We start from the raw sequence: 3,886 nt of genomic DNA on the forward strand, positions 1-3,886 counted from the left end.
CCGAATGCCGGCAAACCACGCCGCCTGATCGCCTCGTCACCCAAAATCCCGCATAGCTCGCCTGCGCAGGTCTACCGGGTTAGGCGCATCGCGACATGCACGGGATCGCGCAGGTCATCTTTGAAAGGACTTTTTCAATGAGAGTGTGGCAGGATTAAGTCATTGAAATCATTATGAAATCTATCCATGCATGGATAGATGATCCACCAGTGGATGCACTAGTCACCGGGTAGATTGCGTCAGGCTTCCGAGCGCGGAAGGCAAAGCTCAGGGCCGCTAGGACGGGTAAGATCACTTGCAGCGCTGAGCTCTTAGATTGTTGTCAGGCGGTTGGGAGCGGCACACCGTGGTCGGACAAACGGCTTCGCGCCGAGCTAACTGCATCTGGAGGGAAGCGGTCTGGGTTGGTCGCGACGATGTACTCCACGGTGCATTGCCCAAGACCGGCTTCCACAAGGACTACAAAGCCCGTGCCTTCGGTCTTGCCGCGAGCACAAGCAGTCATGAAGGCAATCTCGCCATTACGCTTGATCGAATTCACGCTATGCTGCGACTTCAAACGTTTGCCGGTCTTCTCGTATCGGCAGCGGTCGAGTAGAGCGAGCGCTCCCCAACAGTCTGCAATTACCGGGTCGGTATAATCACTGCCGTGGCGACGAAACAGCTCGACCGCCGCTGCCCGGTACACGTCGGTTGCGTTCGGTGACGTGGACTTCCGGGCGTTGGTCATCATGATCTCAAGTTCTTTGAGTGTCAGTGTGGTCAGGTCTTTCTTCATCGTGCGCTCCCTTTTTCGGTGGACTTAATTAGATGGCTATTGCCGATCACGCGGCAGGGCCGTTCTTCGCTTGCCAAATGCGCTTGCGATGGCTGGCGGCGCTGACAGTGATGTCGAAGGACTTGGCGACTTCGGTAACGCTACGACCGGACTGGAACATCATCTCCATCGCGGTCACGCCCTTGTCGCTGAGGCGGCCGTCCTCGCGCTTCCAGTCGCTAGGCGTGGTCTCCGGCCCATCGGTCGGATTCTGCTCGGCAACTAGCGCGTCCAGGCGCTGTGTGAAGAAACCAAGGTTCTTGTGAAGGGTGTGGGCTTCGGCTTGCAGCGCTTTGAGTTGGGCCAAGGAATTGGAATTCATTGAGTGCGTTCCTCTCCGATCCAGGGTGGAATGAAACGACGTATACCAGAGTGAAGATCTCAACACAAGATCTTTTGCGTTGATTTCAGATATTTTGTTCAGAACTTTTGCAAAGATCGCGACGCATGGTAATATATAACTGTTTTTAAAGGGGTTTTTTCTCGCCGCATGGGTGGGAGCGACCATGGTGCCGCTCCTTGCGCGGACACTGACGCCTGCCAACGAGCGTCACAAATGCCAATTGGCAAGCGTACGCGTCCGGTGACGGCCCCTGGTTAGGTCATCTTGAGCGGGATGGCTGACCGCGCTTATGCGGCGTGAGCGACGTTCTGAGGTCGCCAATTCCAGGGCATGAGTTCGTGGATGCGCTTGGCGGGATGATCCGGCAGGCGGGCCAGCACGTCGGCGAGCCAAGCCTGTGGATCGATGTCGTTGAGCTTGGCGGTTGCGATGAGGGTGTAGATCGCAGCCGCACGCCGGCCGCCCTCATCGGAGCCGGCGAAGGTCCAATTTCTTCTGCCCACGGCGACAGCCCGAAGCTCGCGCTCGGCGGCATTGTTCGACATGCAGAGCCGCCCGTCATCAGGGAAGCGGGTGAATGCATCCCAGCGATTGAGGCAGTAATTGATCGCCTTGGTCGTGTCGTTGTTCTTGGAGAGCTTGGCGCGCTGCTCGCGCAACCACGCCTCCAGCTCAACGATCAGGGCGCGGCTACGCTCCTGGCGCACGCGCAGGCGCTCCTGCGGCGCAAGACCGTTGATCTCACGTTCGATGGCGAACAGGACATCGATGCGCTTGACCGCCTCGGCCGCGATCGGCGCCTTGCTGAGCCGTGCCAGATCAAAGAACTTGCGCCTGCCGTGCGCCCAGCACGCGGCCTCGATGATCGGGCCTGCTTTGCGATTGGCCTCGTAGAGCTTGCTGAATCCAGCATAGGCGTCGGCCTGCATCAGTCCGGCATATCCGGTCAAATGCTGCTCCGGATGCTCACCGCCACGATCCGGCGAGTAGAAGAACACGGCCGCCGGCGGATCTGGCCCGGCAAACGGGCGGTCGTCGCGCACATAGGTCCAGAGCCGGCCGGTTCGGGTCTTGCCCTTGGCCAGCACCGGCACTGTGGTGTCGTCGGCGTGGATGCGCTCGGCCGCGAAGACGTGGCTCCGGATCGCATCTACCAGCGGCATCAGGGTTGCGGCGGATACCCAGTCCGCGAGCGTCGACACGTCGAGGTCGACGCCTTCACGTTGATAGACGTCGCTCTGACGATTGAGCGGCAGGTGCAGGCCGTACTTGGCGAACAGGATATGGGCCAGCAGCTTGGGCCCCGCACGCCCGCGCGCAATCGGATGCGAGGGGGCCGGCGGCTGGGTGATCGCTTCGCAGGCCCGGCAGACGAGCTTCTCGCGCACATGCTGGATCACCTTCCACTGGCGCGGAATGAGCTCCAGCGTCTCGGTCACGTCCTCGCCGATCTTGCGCAATCGGCTATCGCCGCAGCATGGGCAGGTGGCAGGCACCGGATAAACAAGGCGTTCCCGCGGCAAATGCTCCGGCAGCGGCCGGCGGGCCGGCTTGCGGCGCTCGAACGATGGCACCGCAATCTTGTCGGCTGCCATCTGCGCCGCCGTCTCGGCTTGCGCCGCGTTCTCCTCCAGGTCGGCGAGCTGCAGCTCGAGCTGGTCCAGCAATGCGCCGCGCTCGGAGGACTGTCCGAACTGCTCGTGCCGCAGCTTCCTGATCGTGAGCTTGAGCTTCTCGATCAGCAGTGTCCGTGCCTGAGCCTCCGCCTCCGCGGCCAAGCGGGCCGCTCGCTCGGCGCGCAGCATCGCCTTCAGCGTCACCACATCGTCGGGGAGAGAATCATCGGCGCCCATCGCCGACCAGAGAATCACAAGACGCTAGCTCTGTCCGAACTGTCGATCGTGTTATCGATTCAAATCCCAGCGATCAGCCAGCCGCCTGCGGCCGCCACGTGTGTTGCGGCATCCGCCAGTCAATGCCTCCAGTAGGTAGCCAAGTTGGGCTGGGGTGATGCTCACCACGCCATCAACCGGTGATGGCCAGAGAAAACGGCCGCGCTCCAGCCGCTTGGCGTAGAGCGACATGCCTAATCCATCGTGCCAGAGGATCTTGATCAGCTTGCCGCTCTTGCCTCGGAACACGTAGAGGTCGCCGCCGTGCGGATCGCGCCTGAAGGCTTCCTGCACCAGCACGGCCAGCGAGTTCATGCCGCGACGCATGTCGGTGTGGCCGGTCGCAATCCACACCCGCACGCCCGACGGGATGGGGATCACCGCAGCCGTCCATCTGCCAGCGCCACGACCACCGCCTTCAGCGTCGCCGCGTCGACCGCGCCAGTAATCCGCATCCGAGCTCCGGCCGCAAACTCGATCTCGATCGCCCCGCCGGCCGGCTCGACTGGACCAGGCGTCGCCCCCGATTCCGGTACCAGCATCGCCGGTATGAAGCTCGTGTGCTGATCGGCGGCATCCGCCGGCTCGGGACGAAACGCTCGCCGCCATCGCAGCAGCAACGAGCGCGAAACGCCATATCGCCGCGCCGTCGCCGCGACCTGGCGCGGCGCCTGTAAGCTCTCCAGGACGATCTTGAGCTTCTCATCCTCGGACCAGCGCCGCCGCCGGCCTGTATCCACTACTTCGAGCCGTTCGACTTGGGCACTGCGCCTATCACTGTCCATAAGGACAGTTCTCAACAATACGCCTCACTCGGCAAGGCGGCCTTCACCG

5 protein-coding genes are annotated in these 3,886 nt (G+C 62.1%); all 5 read right to left on the reverse strand.

Annotated features, from left to right (window positions below; genetic code table 11):
* Positions 1 to 322: 322 nt before the first annotated feature.
* Complete coding sequence (locus WN73_RS12110) at positions 323 to 778, reverse strand: hypothetical protein (protein ID WP_271552932.1); 456 nt, start codon at positions 776 to 778, stop codon at positions 323 to 325.
* Positions 779 to 824: 46 nt separating this feature from the next.
* Positions 825 to 1,325, reverse strand: coding sequence for a hypothetical protein (locus WN73_RS12115; RefSeq protein WP_271552933.1), 501 nt, complete (start codon positions 1,323 to 1,325; stop codon positions 825 to 827).
* Positions 1,326 to 1,447: 122 nt separating this feature from the next.
* Positions 1,448 to 3,013 (reverse strand): IS66 family transposase, encoded by a 1,566-nt coding sequence (tnpC, locus tag WN73_RS12120; protein ID WP_442870077.1) that lies wholly within the window; start codon positions 3,011 to 3,013, stop codon positions 1,448 to 1,450.
* 51 nt (positions 3,014 to 3,064) lie between these two features.
* Positions 3,065 to 3,433 (reverse strand): IS66 family insertion sequence element accessory protein TnpB, encoded by a 369-nt coding sequence (tnpB, locus tag WN73_RS12125; RefSeq protein WP_271552934.1) that lies wholly within the window; start codon positions 3,431 to 3,433, stop codon positions 3,065 to 3,067.
* Positions 3,430 to 3,837 (reverse strand): IS66-like element accessory protein TnpA, encoded by a 408-nt coding sequence (gene tnpA, locus WN73_RS12130; protein WP_271552935.1) that lies wholly within the window; start codon positions 3,835 to 3,837, stop codon positions 3,430 to 3,432. The genes tnpB and tnpA overlap by 4 nt, the downstream gene beginning before the upstream one ends.
* Between the last annotated feature and the right edge of the window lie 49 nt (positions 3,838 to 3,886).

It is taken from the genome of Bradyrhizobium sp. CCBAU 45394, assembly GCF_028128655.1.
GTDB classification, from domain to species: domain Bacteria; phylum Pseudomonadota; class Alphaproteobacteria; order Rhizobiales; family Xanthobacteraceae; genus Bradyrhizobium; species Bradyrhizobium diazoefficiens.